This is a genomic window from Cupriavidus sp. FW305-26 (genome assembly GCF_058787975.1).
In genome coordinates, this window is the sequence record NZ_JBYTAH010000082.1 from 1 (window position 1) to 18,815 (window position 18,815).

General features: G+C 66.6%; 13 protein-coding genes and 1 pseudogene. 4 read left to right on the plus strand and 10 right to left on the minus strand.

Annotated elements, in window-relative coordinates; genetic code table 11:
• The 3 genes from hpnI to ispH form a co-directional block, all read right to left on the minus strand.
• Window positions 1-1,278 (minus strand): bacteriohopanetetrol glucosamine biosynthesis glycosyltransferase HpnI (hpnI, locus tag AC3WQZ_RS30690; protein WP_492301842.1); only part of this gene is annotated, 1,278 nt, incomplete at its 3' end.
• 11 nt (window positions 1,279-1,289) lie between these two features.
• Window positions 1,290-2,459: an adenosyl-hopene transferase HpnH gene (hpnH, locus tag AC3WQZ_RS30695; protein ID WP_010810966.1), complete on the minus strand. Its 1,170-nt coding sequence runs from the start codon at window positions 2,457-2,459 to the stop codon at window positions 1,290-1,292.
• Window positions 2,460-2,480: 21 nt separating this feature from the next.
• Window positions 2,481-3,494, minus strand: a complete 1,014-nt coding sequence (gene ispH / locus AC3WQZ_RS30700) for a 4-hydroxy-3-methylbut-2-enyl diphosphate reductase (RefSeq protein WP_010810967.1) — start codon at window positions 3,492-3,494, stop codon at window positions 2,481-2,483.
• A 208-nt stretch (window positions 3,495-3,702) separates the two neighbouring features.
• Here ispH and hpnA point away from each other — a divergent pair, with 208 nt between their 5' ends.
• A complete protein-coding gene (gene hpnA / locus AC3WQZ_RS30705) occupies window positions 3,703-4,710 on the plus strand; it encodes a hopanoid-associated sugar epimerase (protein WP_010810968.1) in 1,008 nt (335 codons plus the stop codon).
• Window positions 4,711-4,725: 15 nt separating this feature from the next.
• Here hpnA and AC3WQZ_RS30710 read toward each other — a convergent pair whose 3' ends face one another.
• From AC3WQZ_RS30710 to AC3WQZ_RS30730, 5 genes are all read right to left on the minus strand, one after another.
• Window positions 4,726-5,868, minus strand: a complete 1,143-nt coding sequence (locus AC3WQZ_RS30710) for a glycosyltransferase (RefSeq protein ID WP_492301844.1) — start codon at window positions 5,866-5,868, stop codon at window positions 4,726-4,728.
• Window positions 5,869-5,877: 9 nt separating this feature from the next.
• Window positions 5,878-6,867 (minus strand): ferritin-like domain-containing protein, encoded by a 990-nt coding sequence (locus AC3WQZ_RS30715; RefSeq protein ID WP_492301846.1) that lies wholly within the window; start codon window positions 6,865-6,867, stop codon window positions 5,878-5,880.
• An 80-nt stretch (window positions 6,868-6,947) separates the two neighbouring features.
• Window positions 6,948-8,327, minus strand: a complete 1,380-nt coding sequence (locus tag AC3WQZ_RS30720; RefSeq protein WP_010810971.1) for an amino acid permease — start codon at window positions 8,325-8,327, stop codon at window positions 6,948-6,950.
• 315 nt (window positions 8,328-8,642) lie between these two features.
• Window positions 8,643-9,752 carry an alkene reductase gene (locus tag AC3WQZ_RS30725; RefSeq protein ID WP_492301847.1) on the minus strand — a complete coding sequence of 370 codons (1,110 nt, stop codon included), beginning with the start codon at window positions 9,750-9,752 and terminating at the stop codon, window positions 8,643-8,645.
• Window positions 9,753-9,860: 108 nt separating this feature from the next.
• Window positions 9,861-10,763, minus strand: a complete 903-nt coding sequence (locus AC3WQZ_RS30730) for a LysR substrate-binding domain-containing protein (RefSeq protein ID WP_492301848.1) — start codon at window positions 10,761-10,763, stop codon at window positions 9,861-9,863.
• A 103-nt stretch (window positions 10,764-10,866) separates the two neighbouring features.
• On the opposite strand from AC3WQZ_RS30730, the gene dkgB reads away from it, so the two are divergent.
• Window positions 10,867-11,670, plus strand: coding sequence for a 2,5-didehydrogluconate reductase DkgB (gene dkgB / locus AC3WQZ_RS30735; RefSeq protein WP_058696608.1), 804 nt, complete (start codon window positions 10,867-10,869; stop codon window positions 11,668-11,670).
• Between the two features lie 7 nt (window positions 11,671-11,677).
• Window positions 11,678-12,798, plus strand: a pseudogene (locus tag AC3WQZ_RS30740) (alkene reductase).
• A 64-nt stretch (window positions 12,799-12,862) separates the two neighbouring features.
• On the opposite strand, the gene AC3WQZ_RS30745 reads toward AC3WQZ_RS30740, so the two are convergent.
• Window positions 12,863-16,276, minus strand: a complete 3,414-nt coding sequence (locus AC3WQZ_RS30745; RefSeq protein ID WP_492297800.1) for an adenylate/guanylate cyclase domain-containing protein — start codon at window positions 16,274-16,276, stop codon at window positions 12,863-12,865.
• Window positions 16,277-16,376: 100 nt separating this feature from the next.
• Window positions 16,377-17,582 (minus strand): CaiB/BaiF CoA transferase family protein, encoded by a 1,206-nt coding sequence (locus tag AC3WQZ_RS30750; protein WP_010810977.1) that lies wholly within the window; start codon window positions 17,580-17,582, stop codon window positions 16,377-16,379.
• Window positions 17,583-17,672: 90 nt separating this feature from the next.
• Here AC3WQZ_RS30750 and AC3WQZ_RS30755 point away from each other — a divergent pair, with 90 nt between their 5' ends.
• On the plus strand, window positions 17,673-18,812 hold the full coding sequence (locus tag AC3WQZ_RS30755; RefSeq protein WP_011617680.1) for an acyl-CoA dehydrogenase family protein: 1,140 nt from the start codon (window positions 17,673-17,675) through the stop codon (window positions 18,810-18,812).
• The last annotated feature ends 3 nt before the right edge of the window (window positions 18,813-18,815 follow it).

Genomic DNA, 18,815 nt, shown 5'->3' on the forward strand with positions numbered 1-18,815 from the left:
CTCCCCCGGCCCCTCTTCCGCAGGCGGGAGAGGGGAGCGAACCGCCGCTGCGTTCAACGTCGTCACATCAACGGACGCTGCCGCAGGACGGCGTGCGGAATAACGCGATGGCGGCTCCCCGTCCGCCTGTTTTCTCCCCTCGCCCGCTTGCGGGAGAGGGGCGGGGGAGAGGGCAGGCGCTCGCCCGGAGTGCTGCCCATCATGTACCGGCAGCACCTGCTCGCGCCACCGCACGCGCTTGCCCGTCAGCGCAACGGCCCAGCCGGCCAGCAGCATCGCATCGCGCAACGGCGCGCGCAACGCAGCGGCCACGCTGCCCGCCATCATGCTGCGCGCGATCACGCCGAGGGTCGCCAGGGCAAGAACAGCAGGGAGCGGCGCCAGCAATACGCCCAGCACCAGCATCGGCCAGGTGAAGGTAATAAAGGTGAAGGCAAAACCCAGCGGATTGAGTGACCTTATCGTGCGCAGCCAGCGCACCTCATGCCGCCAAAGGTCGGCAAAGTGTTCCTCGGTGACATCGGTGCTGACCACCACGTCTGACAGCACCGTGCGCAACCCTTGTCGCCGCGTCAGCTCGCCCAGCCAGAAGTCATCCGCCAGCCGGTCCGCCAATACCTCGAACCCGCCGACCGAAACCAGCGCATCCCGCCGCAGCGCAATCGTCGCGCCAAAGGCAAAGCGTTGCGAGCCGCCCGCGTGGGCGATGCGCACCGACGGCGCGAACCAGTCGTTGATGAACTGCGCGCCGATGCGCGACCACCGCCCGCCAGTCGGATTGCCGCGGTAGAGGCAGGTGACCACGCCCACGCCGGCGTCGGCCAGCGGCGCGGTCACGCGCGCCAGGTAGTCGGGCGGCACGGCGATATCGCTGTCGGCGATCACCAGCACATCGTGCTTCGCTTGTGCGAACAGGTTGACCAGGTTGCTGACTTTCAGGTTGGTGCCGTGCACTTGCGGATCGACCACCAGCGCGATGTCGCACGCCGGGAAGTCGCGGCGCAGCCGTTCGACCACGGCGATGGCGGGATCGTCCGCGGCATGCACGCCGAATACCAGCTGGAACGACGGATGCCGCTGCCGGCACAGCGTGGCCAGGTTCTCGTACAGCCGGGGCTCGGCGCCGCACAGCGGCTTGAGCACGCTGACCGGCGTCGTCGCGGTGCCGCCGCTTGCCGCCGGCGCGCGATGCGACAGCCAGGCCGCGGCCAGCGCATAGGCCGCCGACACGCAGGTCAGCGCAGCGCCTGGGAGGGTGGCGGCAAGTTCCGCGGCCATCGGTAGTGCGGTCAGTGCGTGGCCGCGGCGTTGGCCTCGGCCGGCCGCGGCCGGTTGGCGCGCGGTTTCGCGCGCTGGATTTCCTCGAGCTTGATCTCGACGTGGCGCGAGAACACGTATTCCGCCGGCCGCTGCCGGTCCAGCGCAATATCGGGCGCCATCGGCCCGCTGGTGCGCACGCCGCGCAGGCTCACGCCCAGCGCCTTGAGCGGATGGGCAAAGGTGTCGGCCACGGCGGTGGCCTCATAGCCGCTGTGCACCATGCAGTCGGCGCACTTCTCGTAGTTGCCGGTGCCGTAGGCGTCCCAGTCGGTTTCTTCCATCAGCTCGCGGAAGGTGGCGGCATAGCCCTCGCCCACCAGGTAGCACGGACGCTGCCAGCCGAATACGGTGCGCGCCGGGTTGCCCCACGGGGTGCAGTGGTAGGTCTGGTTGCCGGCCAGGAAGTCCAGGAACAGCGTCGACTGGCTGAAGGCCCAGTTCTTGCCGGCGCGGCCGCGGCTGAGGATGTCGCGAAACAGCTGGCGGGTCTTGCCGCGGTTCAGGAAGTGCTGCTGGTCCGGCGCGCGTTCATAGGCATAGCCAGGCGACACGGTGATGCCGTCCACGCCCAGCGCCTTGACCGAGTCGAAGAACTTCGCCACGCGCTCGGGCTGGGCATCGTTGAACAGCGTGCAGTTGATATTTACGCGGAAACCCCGTTGCTTGGCCAGCCGGATTGCCTCGACGCAGCGGTCGTACACGCCTTCCTGGCACACCGAGCGGTCATGCATCTCGCGGTCGCCGTCCAGGTGCACCGACCAGATGAAATACGGGCTGGGCTGGTACTGGTCCAGCTTCTTTTCCATCAGCAGCGCATTGGTGCACAGGTAGACGAACTTGCGCCGCGCGATGATGCCTTGCACGATCTGCGGCATGTCCTTGTGCAGCAGCGGCTCGCCGCCGGCGATGGACACCACCGGGGCACCGCATTCATCCACCGCCTCCAGGCATTCCTGCACCGACAGGCGCTGGTTCAGGATGGGATCCGGATAATCGATCTTGCCGCAGCCTGAGCACGCCAGGTTGCAGCGGAACAGCGGTTCCAGCATCAGGGCAAGCGGATAGCGCTTCTGTCGCGACAGATGCTTGCCGACGATGTAGGCGCCCACGCGGGCGACCTGCAGTAGCGGAATAGCCAAGGCAGCTTCCTCTGGTTGGGTTCAGCCGGCGATATTCTCGTTGGCGGTGGCCGGTGCGGCCGCGACTGCGGCGGGTTCCTTGCCGGCCTTGCGCGGGGCCGATTGCGGCTTTACGTCGGCCAGTTCGGGCGGCAGCCGGAACTCGGCATGTTCCTCGCGCCCGGCCATGGTGGTGACATCCACCGGGCCCAGCCGGCGCAGCGCGTTGATCACGTCCTCGACCATTTCCTCGGGGGCGGAGGCGCCGGCGGTGATGCCCACCACGTTGGCGTCGCGCACCCAGGCGGGGTCCAGCTCGGCGCCTTCGGCGATCAGGTAGCTGGGCACGCCGCTTTCAGTGCCGATCTCGCGCAGGCGGTTGGAGTTGGAGCTGTTGGTCGCGCCGATCACCAGGATCACGTCGGCCAGCTTGCACAGGTCGCGCACCGCGCTCTGGCGGTTCTGCGTGGCGTAGCAGATATCGCGCGTATCGGGACCGACCAGGTTGCTGAAGCGGCGCCCGAGCGCGGCGATGATATTGCGGGTGTCGTCCACGCTCAGCGTGGTCTGCGTGACATAGGCGACCGGGGTGTCGGCGGGCAGGTCCAGCTGCGCGACCTCGGCCTCGTTCTGCACCAGGATCACCTTGCCCGGGATCTGGCCCATGGTGCCTTCCACTTCCGGGTGGCCGGCATGGCCGATCAGGATCACGGTGCGGCCGCTGGCCGCGTACTGGCGGCCCTGGGTATGGACCTTGATCACCAGCGGGCAGGTGGCGTCGATGGCATGCAACTGGCGCTGGCTGGCATCGGCGATGACCTCGCGCGAGACCCCGTGCGCGCTGAAGATCGTCACGGCGCCGGTCGGGACTTCGTCCAGTTCTTCGACGAAGCGCGCCCCCTTGTCCTTCAGTCCCTCTACGACGTGCTTGTTGTGCACGATCTCATGCCGCACGAACACCGGGGCGCCATGCTTGACGAGGGCGCGGTCGACGATCTCGATCGCGCGCACCACGCCAGCGCAGAAGCCCCGGGGCTGAGCAAGAATCACCTGCATAGAGTAAGCCCCCCGACCCTTTGCAACGGGTTTCAGTGTTTGGGATGGCGGGACAGGAAATGCACCGGCATCCACCGGAGATCCACCGCAGATCACATTTCCGTCGCACGGTGGTTACTATATACCCGACACGCCGGCTTTGTCTGGAGGCGCTTTGGCCAGCGCGAGGCTGGCCCGGGGCGACTCCGCCTCACGGGAAAACGGGTTTATGACGAAAAACGATGACGTGCTGGTGACAGGCGCCTCGGGCTTTCTGGGCTCGGCGGTGGCGCGCAGGGCGCTGGCACGCGGCTTCCGGGTGCGCGTGCTGGTGCGCCCGCAAAGCCCGCGCGCCAACTTGGCCGGGCTGCCGGTGAGCGTGGCGGAAGGCGACATGCGCGACGCCGGCGCGGTGGCTGCCGCGCTGCAGGGCGTGCGCTACCTGTTCCATGTGGCCGCCGACTACCGGCTGTGGGCGCCGGACCCCGAGGAGATCGTGCGCACTAACGTCGACGGCACCCTGGCCGTGATGGAGGCCGCGCAGCAGGCCGGCGTCGAGCGGGTGGTCTATACCAGCAGCGTGGCGACGCTGCGCGTGGCCGGCGCGCGGGCGCCGGTGGACGAGACCGCGGCGCTGCGCCCGCACGAGGCCATCGGCGCCTACAAGCGCAGCAAGGTGCTGGCCGAGCGCGTGGTCGAAAAACTGGTGGCCGAGCGCGGCCTGCCGGCGGTCATCGTCAACCCGTCCACTCCGATCGGCCCGCGCGACGTGCGGCCGACGCCGACCGGGCGCATCATCGTCGAGGCGGCCACGGGCAAGATCCCCGCCTTTGTCGATACCGGCCTGAACCTGGCGCATGTGGATGACGTGGCCGAAGGGCATTTCCTGGCGCTGGAACGCGGCCAGGCCGGCGAGCGCTACATCCTGGGCGGCCAGGACGTGATGCTGCAGCAGATGCTGCGTGACATCGCGCAGCTGTGCGGCCGGCGCCCGCCGACCATGCAGCTGCCGCGCTGGCCGCTGTACCCGCTGGCGTACGGGGCGGAGGCGGCGGCACGCTTTACCGGCAAGGAGCCGTTCATCACTGTAGATGGACTCAATATGTCCCGGTACCGGATGTTCTTTACATCAGACAAGGCGCGCAAGGTGCTGGGCTATCAGCCGCGGCCATACCAGGAGGGTTTGCGGGACGCGCTGGAGTGGTTCCGGGCGCAGGGGTATCTCGACAAGCGCTAAGCTGGCAGGGAGCGCTCAGGACCGCACCGGCGCCTGCGCCCGGCCCTTCCACTGCCCGCCGCGCCGCAGCCAGTAGCGCCGTGCCGAGTCGATGGTTGCCCCCAGGTAGAACAGCGCCGTGACCGGCAGCAGCGGCGCCAGCCACGCCGGCTGCCGGTATTCGCGCAGCATCGGCAGGTAGGCCAGGGTCATCGCGCCCCAGGCCAGCCATGCCGGCCACAGCCGCCAGCCGAGCGCCAGCACCGGCGGCACCAGGTAGGTCAGCACCATGCCCGCCACCGCGCCGGCCAGCAGCGGCGGCGAGTAGCGCAATTGCGTATAAGCGCTGCGCGCGATCATGTCCCACAGGCTGCGCCAGTCGTTGTAGGGCCGCAACGACACGCTGTCGTCGGCCAGGTCCAGCCGGATCGCGCCGCCGGGCTTGATGCGCGCGGCCAGGCTGCAGTCGTCGATCAGCTCGCCGCGGATGGCGGCAAAGCCGCCAATGCGCGCCAGCGCCGCGCGGCTGGCCAGCATGCAGCCCCCGGCCGCGGCCGCCACGCGGCAGCGGGCATCGCGCACGCGGGCGAAGGGGTAGAGCTTGGCGAAGAAGAAGACAAAGGCCGGCACGATCAGCCGTTCCCAGGCGGATTCGCAGCGCAGCCGGACCATCAGCGAGACCAGGTCGCGCCGTTCGTGCTCGGCGCGCGCCACCAGACCGGCCAGCACGCCGGGGCCGTGCCAGATATCGGCATCGGTCAGCCAGACGTAGCGGGCCTGCGGGGCGATGCGGTCGGCCGTGGCCAATCCTTCGGACTGCGCCCAGACCTTGCCGCTCCAGCCGGCCGGCAGCTCGCGAGCGCCGATCACGGTCAGCCCCCGCGGGCGCGCGGTGGCCGCGGCGGCGGCGCGGGCGATATCGGCGGTGCCGTCCTGGCTGTGGTCGTCCACCACCACCAGCGCCAGCCGGCCCCGGTAGCGCTGGCCCAGCACGCCGGCCACGGCGCGGCCGATCACCTCGGCCTCGTTGCGGGCGGGGATGACCGCGACCACCTCCGGCCAGGCTGCGGGATCCGGTGCGGCAGCCGGCTTGCGCACGCGCCAGAAGCCCGCGCGGGCAAAGATCAGCACCAGCCAGACCGCCAGCGACAGCAGCGACAATGCCAACGCAAGGTGCATGGGCCGGCCCTACTTGACGAAGCGCCGCGCCAGCCGGGCCAGCCGCGGCACGGTTTCCGGGCGCAGCAGGCGCGCGTCGTAGCCGGCCATGCGCCGGTCGTTCTCGGCCAGGCACATGTCGATCATCGCGCCCGGCGTCAGGGCTTCGCCCAGCGCCGCCGAGCCGTTCATGGTGAAGTTGGCGTCCTGGGCCACGCCGTCGGTGTCGATGCCGCGCGCGATGCCGATGCGCTCCCAGACCAGGAAGGCCCACACCCGCGCCACCTTCAGCGCAAACAGCGGACGGCGCCACCACGGCAGGGTGCGCCGGTACCAGGCGGCCCAGTTGACGAAGAACAGGATATGCCGGCCTTCCTCCTGGATCACCGGCTCGAAGGTCTCGACCAGCTCGGCGGGGAAGAAGCCGGAGCGCCTGGCCGCGGCGAACAGGCCGAAGGCGAAGAAGCTGTCGATGCACTCGCTGTAGCCGGTAACCAGCCAGCCCCATTCCGGATCGTCCGGGGGCGGGTAGTCAGGCTCGGGCGCGAGCGCGATGCCGTAGGCCTCGACCAGCTTCGACAGCACCACCTTGTGGCGCGCCTCTTCGCCGCCGTCCATTTCCAGCGCGATGCGCAGCAGCGGATCGCTGACGGTCTGGGCAAAGGTCTTGACTCGGATCGAGGCGCGGCCCTCGGTCTGCACGGCGATATCCCAGATCGGCAGCGAGGTGACGCGGTGCAGGGCCTCCGGCGACAGCTTCGGCCAGTCGATCACGGCGGGTTTGTAGGGGTTGTGGGTCTGCAGCAGCATATTGCAGAACATCTGCAGGTGCTGCGCGGAGCCGATGCGTACCGGCCCCGCGGTGGGGTCGGTCCAGTGGCGCATGGCATGGTCGGCCTGCTCGACGGCAGTGCGCGCGACCGTATCGGCAACCGCGATGGCGCGGGCCTCGGCATCGGCGGCGCTGTTGCGCGGCGGCGCAGCCGCCGCGTTGCCAGCAACCTCAGTGGTCTCGGACATTCGGCCCCCTGGCGTTGGATTGCCCGGGAGCCATTGTAGCGAGGCGCGCCGGCCGGCGCACCCCGCTGGCTATGGCAAGCTCAGGCGCGGTAGCTGACTGGCCCGCGCGAGCGCATGTCCAGCGCGTAGTAGCACACCGTCAGCAGCACCAGCCAGCCCGGGCCCACGTACAGCGCCACGCGGGTCTCCGGGAAGTAGGCCATCAGCGCCACCACCAGCGCCAGGAAGGCCAGCGCGATGTAGGAGCCATAGGGCCAGAACGGCATGCGGAAGGCCAGCGCCTTGCGCTCGGCCGCCGACAGGCTGCGGCGGAACTGGATCTGCGTGACCAGGATGATGGCCCAGGTCCAGACCGCGCCGAAGGTGGAAATCGCCGTCACCCAGACGAAGACCTGCTCGGGCACCAGGTAATTGAGCAGCACGCCGCACAGCAGCGCGGCGATCGACACCAGCAGCGCGCGGCGCGGCACGCCATTGCGGTCGACCTTGGCAAAGGCCTGCGGCGCCTGGCCCTGCTGTGCCAGGTTGTACAGCATGCGCCCGGTGCTGAAGATGCCGCCATTGCACGACGACAGCGCCGCGGTCAGCACCACGAAGTTGATGATGCCGGCGGCGGTCTTGATGCCCAGCCGCTCGAAAGTCAGCACGAACGGGCTGCCCTGGGCGCCGATCTCGTTCCACGGGTACAGCGACAGGATCACGAACAGCGCACCCACGTAGAAGATCAGGATGCGCCAGAACACCGAGTTGATCGCGTCCGGGATCGACTTCTTCGGGTTGCGCGCCTCGCCGGCGGTCAGGCCGATCATCTCCACGCCGAGGTAGGCGAACATCACCATCTGCAGCGACATCAGCACGCCGGAGGCGCCGTTGGGCATGAATCCGCCGTGCGCCCACAGGTTCGAGATGCCGGTGGCGATACCGCCGTTGCCAAAGCCGAACACGATCATGGCGCCGCCGCCGATCAGCATCAGCACGATGGTGACGATCTTGATCATTGCGAACCAGAACTCGAACTCGCCATAGGCCTTGACCGCCATCAGGTTGACCGAGCCCATTGCCGCCAGCGCGGCCAGCGCCCAGATCCAGCGCGGCACGTCGGGGAACCACATGCCCATGTAGATGGCCACGGCGGTGATCTCCGCCACGCAGGTCACCAGCCACAGGAACCAGTAGTTCCAGCCGGTCAGGTAGCCGGCCAGCGGGCCCATGTGGTCCTGCGCGTAGCGGCAGAACGAGCCGGCCACCGGGTTGTGCACGGCCATTTCGCCCAGCGCGCGCATGATCAGGAAGATCACCGCGCCGCCGATCAGGTAGCCCAGCATGATGGCGGGGCCGGCCATCTTGATGGCATTGCCGGCGCCCAGGAACAGGCCCACGCCGATGGCCGAACCCAGCGCCATCAGCCGGATATGCCGTTCGCCCAGGCCGCGTTGCAGATGTTCTGCGCTTGCACTCATGTGTCGTTGTCTCCGTGTCATCAGAAAGGCCGCGCCGGCCTTCGTGGGGCCGGCGGGAGCAGCTATTTTCTCGTCCGCGGCGGGCCGTAAACGGAAAATAGCGGGCAGGTTAATCAGATAACCGGGGTATTTGTTGCTGAATTCGTGGTGAAAATCAGGAAAAATTGCTGACGACCTGAGCGGCGACACCCCCGCGCGCAATCGTGTGGCTCGATGGGCTGAGTGCAGCCTTGCTATCCGTGTGCGGACACCCGCCCCGCCCCGGGCGGCTGCCCGAAGCGCCGCGTGAAGCTGCGCGAGGTGGTCTGGCGCAGTTCAGGCTGCGGCGGCGCCGTCGTAGGCGGGATAGTCCGTGTAGCCCTCGGCGCCGCCACCGTAGTGGTGCGCGCGGTCCGACGAGGCCAGCGGCCAGTTGTTCTCAAGCCGGGCAACCAGGTCGGGGTTGGCGATGAACGGCTCGCCGAAGGCGGCAATGTCGATCAGGTCATCGGCAATCAGCTGCTCGGCGCGTGCGCGTGTCATGCCACCCGCAAGGATCAGCGCACCCGTGAAGCGACGTCGGAACCTTGCCAGGAAGTCGCCCGGCGTGGCCGAGCTGCCGCGCGTGCTCTGGTCCATGAGGTGGACGTAGGCGATGTTCCGCTTCGAGAGCTCGTCGGCCAGATGGAGATAGGTCTGCTCCAGCTCAGGGTACTCGCCCATGTCGCCCAGTCCGCCATAGGGAGACAGGCGGATGGCCGTGCGATGCGCGCCGATCCGGGCTGCCACGGCGTCGATGGCAGCCAGTACAAAGCGGGTACGGCCTTCCAGCGTGTCGCCACGGAATTCGTCGGTGCGGTCGTTCACCGTCGGGTTCAGGAACTGTTCGATCAGGTAGCCATTGGCACCGTGAAGTTCCACGCCGTCGAAGCCGGCGGCGATCGCATTGGCCGCGGCTTCCGCGAAATCGGCGATTACGCCGTAGACCTCACCGCTGGCCAGCGCGCGCGGCGCGGATACATCGACCGCACCGGGCGTGCCGTCGGCGGTATAGCCCCAGGCCTTGGTGTTCTTCGCAACCTGGCCCGTTGCGCTGACCGGCTGGATGCCGCCAGGCTGGATCGAGACGTGGCTCACCCGGCCGACGTGCCAGAGCTGCGTGAAGATCGTTCCGCGCTTCGCATGCACCGCGTCGGTCACCTTGCGCCAGCCTTCAACCTGCTGCGGCGTGTAGAGGCCCGGATTGAACAGGAATCCCTGCGCGCTGGGCGAGATCACCGTGCCTTCGGTCACGATCAGGCCGGCGTCGGCACGCTGGCCGTAGTAGAGCGCGTTGAGATCGTTGGGCACCCCGTCCGGGTTGCGCGAACGGGTCAGCGGCGCCATGGCGATCCGGTTGGATAGCGTTTGCTCGGCCATGGCAAAGGGCTTGAAGAGGGGGCTCATTTGTGCTCCAGGGAATGGGTTTCGATGGAGCGCAGTTTGCCCGGTTCATCTTTGCAGATTAAGCCGTGTATCGGTCAAATACTTTTGATCTGGCATCAAATATGAAAACTAGCTCTCGAACGGCTTCTGGCCAAGCACATTGACCACATACTCGACAAAGCAGGTGATGCGGGACGCCAACGCGGTGTTGCGATAGTAGACCGCGTTGATCGACTGGCGCACATCGAGGGTCTGTTTCGCAAACAGCTGCACCAGCCGCCCGTCTTGCCGATCGTCGCGCGTCATGAAGTCCGACAGGCAGGCAATGCCCTGGCCGTTCAGGGCCAGACTCCGGAGGGTCTCGCCGCTGGACGAGGCGATGGTTGGCTTGATATGCAGCACGCTGCCGTCGTCGTCGCGCAGCGGCCAGTCGTTCAGCGATTCCGGCTGCGTGAAGCCCAGCAGCGCATGCTGCGCGAGCTGCGCCGGCTTGGTGGGCGTGCCGTGGCGCTTCAGGTAGCCGGGACTGGCCAGGATGCGGATTCGGCTGGTGCCGATAGGGCGCGCATGCAGCGTTGAGTCCTTCAGCTGGCCGATGCGGAACGCCACATCGGTGCGCTTTTCGATCAGGTCGATGATGCCTTCGTTCGAGTTGAGTTCCAGTTCCACTTCCGGGTAGCTGGCGCGAAAGCCCTCCAGCAGCGGCACGATCACATGCAGCATGAACGGCGTTGCCGCATCCACCCGCAAGCGCCCAACCGGCCGCAGGCGGCGCGCCGCGATCTGCTCTTCCGCCTCGTCAACCATCGCCAGGATGGCGCGGGCGTGTTCCAGGAATGCCGCCCCTTCCTCGGTCAGCTCCAGCCGCCGCGTGGTTCGCCGCAGCAGCGTGGTCTGCAGTTTCTCCTCCAGCCGGCCCAGGGTGCGGCTGGCGGCGGAGACCGTCAGCTTGAGCTGCTCGGCGGCCGCCGTGATCGAGCCGGTGTCCACCACGGCGGCAAAGGCCAGCAGTTCGTCGATGGTCGTCTTCATTATTGATTTCAAATCAAATGAATTTCCCTTATACACGGCTTTATCCGCAAAGGTAAGGGCGGCAAACTGCGTGCATTCGAGTTTCCTTCATAGGAGTTGCACCATGAGCGTTCCTTCATTTGGTGTCGGGACTTTCCGCCTGACCGGCCAGGCCGTGATCGATTCGGTGCGCAACGCGCTGGACCTGGGCTATCGCGCCGTCGATACGGCACAGATCTACGGCAACGAGGCCGACGTCGGCCAGGCTATCGCCGAGGCCGGCGTGAAGCGCGATGAACTGTTTGTGACCACCAAGATCTGGACGGCGAACTACGCCGCCGGCAAGCTTGTGCCGAGCCTGCGCGAAAGCCTGGACAAGCTGCGCACCGACTACGTCGACCTGACCCTGATCCACTGGCCGGCGCCGGGCAATGGCGTGGCGCTGCCCGAATACATGGCGGCGCTGGCCGAAGCCAAGGCGCTGGGCCTGACGCGGCAGATCGGTGTTTCCAATTTCAATATCGCACTGACGAAGCAGGCGCTCGATGCGGTTGGCAAGGGCGAAATCGCCACCAACCAGATCGAACTGAGCCCCTATCTGCAGAACCACAAGCTCGCCGCGTTCCTGAAGGAGCAGGGCATCGCCGTGACGTCGTACATGACGCTGGCCTACGGCAAGGTGCTGAAGGACCCGGTGCTGGCGCAGATCGCGAACAAGCACCGCGCCACCGTCGCGCAGGTTGCGCTGGCATGGGCGCTGCAACTCGGCTATGCGGTGATTCCGTCGTCGACCAGGCGCGAGAACCTGGCCAGCAACCTGCTGGCGCGCGACCTGAAGCTCGACGCCGACGACATGGCCCAGGTCGCCGCGCTGGAGCGCAACGGCCGCGAGGTCAGCCCCGAGGGCCTGGCCCCGGCCTGGGACTGAGGAGGCCATGATGTCCGATACACACGATCCGCTGTTCCAGCCGCATTCGCTGGGTGCCCTCACGCTGCCCAATCGCATCGTGATGCCGCCGATGACGCGTTCGCGCGCAAGCCAGCCCGACGACGTGCCGAACGAACTGATGGCCGAGTACTACGCGCAACGCGCCAGCGCCGGCCTGATCGTCAGCGAGGGCACCTGGATTTCGCCGCTCGGCAAGGGCTATGCGTGGACGCCCGGCATCCACACGCCGGCGCAGGTCGCCGGCTGGCGCAAGGTCACCGCTGCCGTGCATGAAGCGGGCGGGCGCATCTTCGCGCAGCTCTGGCACGTGGGCCGCCTGAGCCATGTCAGTCTGCTCGATGGCCACGCACCGGTGTCGTCGTCCGCCATCCAGGCGCACGGTGTGAACGTGTTCGTCGCCGATCAGGATGGCAAGCCGGGCTTCGTGCAGGCATCCCACCCGCGCGCGCTCAAGGTGGAAGAGATCCACGCCATCGTCGACGAATTCCGCCAGGCCGCGCGCAACGGATGGCGGCCGGCTTCGACGGTGTGGAACTGCACGCGGCCAACGGCTATCTGGTCAACCAGTTCATCGACTCGGAAGCCAACAACCGTACCGACGAATATGGCGGCTCGCTAGAAAACCGCCTGCGGTTACTGGGCGAGGTGACGCAGGCGCTGATCGAGGGCACGGGCAGCAAGGACCGGGTCGGTATCCGCCTGGCGCCGCTGACCACGCTCAATGGCTGCGTCGACGCCGATCCGGAAACCACCTATGCGGCCGCGGCAAAGCTGCTCGGCGAGCTGGGCGTGGGCTACATCCATATCGCCGAGGCCGACTGGGACGATGCACCGCATATGCCCGCCGCATTCAAGCAGCGGCTGCGCGAGATGTATCGGGGCACGCTGATCTACGCCGGCAAGTACACCGCGGAACGTGCGCAGGCCGCGCTGAACGAGGGATGGGCCGATCTGATTGCCTTCGGCCGGCCGTTCGTGGCCAACCCCGACCTGCCGGAGCGCCTGCGCGCTGGCGCGACGCTCAACCCCCATGACCGCGACACGCTGTTTGGTGGTGGCGCACGCGGGCTGACCGACTATCCCGCACTGGCCGCCAGGGCGGCCTGAGTGGAAATCAGGAGATTCAGAATGTAAACACTGGCGCAAATCGCCGCTGGCGGCGAAATCGTCATCAACGGCATGCCGCCACGACGTCGCGCATGTCCGCGCTGTCCAGCCCTTCGGTAAATGCGCCGCGGATCTGGTCCAGCAGTTGCCTGGCCGGCTCGGGCCTGCCCTGGCGTTGCCAGAGCCGTGCAAGGCTCAGTGAGGCCCGCAACTCCAGCGACCTGGCATTCTGCTTGCGGGCTACCGTGATCGCCTGGTGAAAACACGCTTGCGCGTCATCTTCAGACAGAAGGCCATCAGAACGGCAGCCGTGAAGGATCATCTCGCCCTTGACCCGATGCCACTCAGCTTCGCAATAGTGCTCACCGGTCCTTTGCACCGCGTCTTGCGCTTCGGCTAGCGCGTCCAGGGCTGAATCCACCTGTCCCATGCGTGCGTAGATCTGCGCCAACAGTTGCTGGAAGTGCGAATGCCCCAGCGCCGCGCCGGTAGCGTGGTACGCCGCCAGCCCCTGGCGCATCTGCGCGATGCCTTGCTCATGCTGCCCTTGCTCGGCCAGGGCCCAACCGCGCAGGAAGGTCGACCAGGCAAGCCACACGGGGAAGCCCTGCTCGCTTGAGAGCGCGATGGCCGCGTCGGCGCACTCGAGCGTGAGCCTTGGGTCGCAGCGGAACTGGTGCAGCTCGGCCGCCAGGCAGAGGCCATGCGCGAGACTGAAGGGATGGCACAGCTGCCGGGCCAGCGTGAGCGAATTCTGTGCTCGCTTGCAGGCCTGGTCCGGATAGCCGAGATTCCACAGGACCAATGCCGAAAAGGATAGCGCCCGTGACTCCGGGTCGACGCCATGCATATTCACATGGACGTGATCCGGTTTGGCGCCATAGAGGGCGAGCGCATCTCGCAGGTGGCCATCGGAGGCCCTGAACTTCCCGCAGTAATACAAGGTCGTGGCGAGCGAGACATGGGCCTCGCCCAATAGCTCCGGGTCCTGCGTCTTCCTGGCCTGGGCAAGCAGTTGCTTGCCCAGCTTGTAAGCCTTGCGATGCTCGGCGCGCAGGGAGAAATACGTGCGCAGGCCGACCAGCGTGGGAAAAAGCTGCGGGGTCTCCCCGACCTCGCCGCACAGCGCCAGGGCACGGCTGTAAGTGGTTTCGACCTCGGACGAGGCAAAGCCCCTGGCGGCGATCAGCGCCGGCCCGATGGCAAGGCGCAGCGTGAGTTCCTGGCGGGCGCGTTCGGGCGAATCGGGCTGGCGCTGGAGCAATTCCAGCGCGGCATTCAGGTGGCGGATCGCTTCGTGGTACGCGGAGCGCTGCACTGCCTGCTGGCCGGTGCACTGCAGGTACTCGACGGCCTTCGGTTCATTGCCGCTCAGGCTGTAGTGCCGGGCCAGCTCGCTGTAGTGATCCTTCAGCTGATGCTGGAACAGGGCTTCGATTGCCTGCGCCGTGCGTTGGTGCAGCGCGGTGCGCTCCTCGGTCAGCAGCGAGCTGCCGGCGACTTCCTGGGTCAGCGCATGCTTGAACATGTACTCCGTATCCGGGAATGCGGGCCGCTCGTAGATGAATTCGCCGGCCTCCAGCCTGGCCAGCAGCGGCTGCAACTGTTCCTCCGGCTGGGAGACCACGCGCTGGATCAGGCTCAGGGAAAACTCCTTGCCGATCACGGCAAGGCTCTGCAGCAAGTCTTTCTCGGGGCGGGGCAGCCGGTCGATGCGGGCGGCCAGTACGCCCTGGACCGTGGTGGGAATATGCAGCGCGATCGGGGTCTGCTCGATCCGGTAGTGGCCAGGTTCGCCGAGCAGGGCCTTCTCCTCGGACAAGGTCTGCACCACTTCCTCCATGAAGAATGGATTGCCCTCGGTCTTGTCCAGGATGAGCCGCTTGAGCGGCATCAGCGCGGGATCGTCGCCAAGCAGCGCGGCGAGCAGTTCCTGGGCCTCGGCCTGGCCCAGCGGATCGAGCCGTAGCTCGGTGTAGCCGTCCGGCTGATGTCGGCCATGCTGGTACTCGGGCCGATAGTTGAGCAGCAGCAGGATCCTGGCACCTGGCAGGTGGCTGGCGAGGACATCCAGGAACGCCTCGGTCTCGCTGTCCAGCCATTGCAGGTCCTCGAAGATCAACTCGAGCGGCTGGTTGTGGCTCTCTCGGACCAGCAGGCGCGTGATTGCGTCGAAGGTGCGCTGGCGCCGGATGCGGGGATCCATGTTCGGCAATGCCGAACCCGGCTCGCTGATACCCAGCAGGAAAAGCAGGTAAGGCAGCAGCTCTTCCAGTGTGCGGTCCAGCATCAGCATCCTGCCGGCGACCTTCTCGCGGCACCTGCGCTCATCATCGAGCGGCTCGATCTGGAAATAATTCTTCACCAGGTCGATCAGCGGCAGGTACGCGAACGACTTGCCGTGCGACACCGAGAAGGTCTCAAGCACCATGCAGCCGCGCTGCGACAGCACCTTGAACTCATGGAACAGCCGTGACTTGCCGACCCCGGCCTCGCCGACCACGCCCACGATCTGCCCGTGTCCCGCCTTGGCCCGCTCCAGCGCGTCACGCAATTGCGCCAGCTCACCCTCGCGGCCTACGAACTGCGCCAGGCCGCGGCGTTGCGCCACCTGCAGGCGCGTGCGCAACACGCCCAGGCGCAGCACTTCATACACGGCAAGCGGCTCCCTAATGCCCTTCACCTGGGTTGCGCCCAGGGCCTTGAAGTCGAAATACCCCTCCGTCAGCCTGCAGGTCGCCTCGCTGACCAGAATGGACGACGGCGTGGCGATGCTTTCCATCCGCGAGGCAATGTTGATCGTGTGTCCTACCGGATCGTAGTCGGTATGCAGGTCGTCGCGGCGGATGGACCGCACCACCACCTCGCCGGTGTGGATGCCCACCCGGATCTGGAGCGGTATGCCTTGCTCCAGGCGGATGCGGTCGCCGTGGCGGCGCATCGCTTCCTGCATCCGCAGCGCCGCATACAGCGCGCGCTGCGGGTGGTCTTCATGCGCGATGGGCGCACCGAACAGGGCCAGTATGCCGTCGCCCAGCGACTTGGCGACATAGCCTTCGTAGTGGTGCACGGCCTCCATCATCAGCGCGATCACGGGATCGATCAGGCGGCGCGCTTCTTCCGGGTCCAGGTCGTGGATCAGCGCCGTGGAACCCGCCATGTCGGCGAACAGCGCCGTGATGGTCTTGCGCTCGCCGGCGGTCGCGCCCCTGGCTTCCATCGCCGCCTGCTGCGCCAGGATGCGTTCGACCAGGTGGCGTGGGGTGTAGTCGATGGGAGCGGGCGCCGCCGTCAGCTGGTTTTCATCGGAAGGGCCGACAGTGGGTAAGGCCAGCGATGCGCCGCATGCGGTACAAAACCTGTCGGCCGAACCCGAGTCGTGGCCACAGTGCGGGCAGCGTCGGCCCAGTCGTGATCCGCAATCCTTGCAGAACCTCGCGTCAGGAGGGTTCTCGGATCCGCAGTTTGTGCAGTGCATACAGACCTCGTCACTTCAGGTCCCTTCTCTTGATGATTAGACGCTTTCTCCACTTTGGGATCAATGGGCGGCTGCTTGGCCGTGTTTTTCAGGTTCGGCTTCAATTCGAACATTTCACGGACCTGGAACCCAAGACCCGCTCAGTATCCTCGCCGAGACGAGGGGCAGGCTTATAGATGGAAGCAGGCGACCTGGAGAACAGGGCCGTCGGGCGGGTGGTTACCACGTCGCCTTCGGTGGGGTGCGTCATGGTCTGGAACAGCCCGGTGCTTTGTACCTGGGGATGGGTCTGGATGGTGTGGATGGAATACATTTCCGCGACCGGGATATCCATCTCGCGGCACACGTCCATCATCTCTTTTGTGGTGTACCGCGCGGTGATGTTGCGCAGCTCCGCATAGATCGCCTGGATGTTCTTGTTGCGCTCGATCCGGCTGCTGATGTTGAACTGTTCGATGAATTCGCCGCGCCCGAAGCGGTGAAAGAAGGCCTTCCAGTGCTGCTCCGTATAGGGCAGCAGGGCGATGTACCCGTCCTTGGTGGGCGAGGGCTTGCGGCCGCCCTTGAGCAGGCGCGCATAGCCGGCGTCGCCAATGGGCGGCTGAAAGCCGTGGCCGCCCAGATGCTCCGTCATCGTGAAGGCGACCATTGTCTCGAACATCGGCACTTCGACGTACTGGCCTTCGCCGGTGCGGACCTTGTGGACGATCGCGCCCAGGATGGCGTTGGCCGTGGCCAGGCCCGCGATCTTGTCGGCCAGCAGGGTGGGCGGGTAGTCAGGGACGCCGCTTTCGTGTCCCACCAGATGGGCCAGGCCGCAGGCGCCCTGGATGATGTCGTCGAATGCGGGCTGGCCGGCAAAGGCGCCGCCCTCGCCAAAGCCGGTGGCGGCGCAGTAGACGATGCCCGGGTTGATCTGCGCCACCGAATCGTAGCCGAACCCCAGCCGCTCGATCGCCTTGATGCGGATGTTGTGCACCAGCACGTCGCAGCGGCCGATCAGCTGGCGTAGCTGTGCCTTGCCTTCTTCCGCCTTGAGGTCGATGCACACCGAACTCTTGTTGCGGTTGATATTCATGAAGGTGGAACTCATGCCGGGCGTGCGGCTCACGCCGTTTGCACGCATCAGGTCGCCCTCGGGCGGTTCTACCTTGATCACCTCGGCGCCATAGTCCGCCAGCACCTGGGTGGCGACGGGACCCAGTACCACCGCGGTCAGATCCAGCACGCGGATACCGGCAAGAGGGCCTCGGGGAGCGGTGGCGTCCGGCTTCTTCTGGTCGTTCGTCATGTCGCTTGCGTTCATGGTTGCCTCGCTTCTCATCGTTATTACCTAGAGCAGATTCGTTGTATCCACTCTATAGTGTTGCTTGTTCGCAAGCAAGTAAGGATAAACATGGATACGTTGCACGTCACGGTCGGGGACCTGCCACCCGAATGCGAGGCGCTCCGGGAGGAGGCAAGAGCCTTTGCCAGGGAGCACATCACAAAGTATTCACGCGTCGAGCGGGCATACAACTGGGCCGGCCGCGACCCGGATTTCTCCAGGAAGATGGGCGAAAAGGGGTGGCTCGGCATGACCTGGCCAACCGACATCGGCGGCGGCGGAAAGAGCATGCTGGAGCGCTATGTGATGCTGGAGGAACTGCTGGCCGTAGGTGCCCCGATGGGCGCGCACTGGGCCGCCGACCGCCAGATGGGGCCGCTGCTCATCCGCTACAGCCGCGACCAGCTTGCTCCCAAAATCATCCCGCAGATCCGCCGGGGCGAGGCGTTCATTTGCATCGGCATGAGCGAGCCGGACTCGGGCTCGGACCTCGCTTCCATCCGGACCCGCGGCACCAAGGTCGAAGGCGGCTGGAAGATCAACGGCCGCAAGGTGTGGACCTCGGGCGCGCACCATGCGCACTACATGGTGGCCCTGGTGCGCACCAGGGAACGTGGCGATGACCGCCACGCCGGCATGAGCCAGATCTTCATCGAGATGGACCGCCCCGGCGTGACGGTGCGGCCCATCGTCTCGCAGCTCGGCACGCGCATCTTCAACGAAGTGATCCTCGACGACGTGTTCGTGCCCGATGACCACCTGGTGGGCGAGGAGGGCAAGGGCTGGAGCCAGGTGATCAATGAACTGAAGTACGAGCGATCGGGCGCGGAGCGCTTCCTGAGCAGCACGCAACTGCTGCTGGAGATGCTCGATGCGGCGCAGGCAGGCAACCGTCAGCAGGCCGTGGCCATCGGCAAGGTGATCGCGCGCTATGCCACCTTGCGCCAGATGTCGCAGGGCATCGCACTGATGATGGCCGAGGGGCAGGACCCGTCGCTGGCCGCCTCCATCGTCAAGGACCAGGGGGCGCTGCTGGAGCAGTCGCTGCCCGACATTGCCTACGAGGTATTCCCCGACAGACTGGGGGATGGAAGCGAGTTCGACCAGGTGCTGAACCTGGTGACGCTGGCGGCGCCATCGTTCTCACTGCGAGGGGGCACGAGAGAGATTTTGCGCGGAATTATTGCGAAAGGACTGGGGCTGCGATGAGCG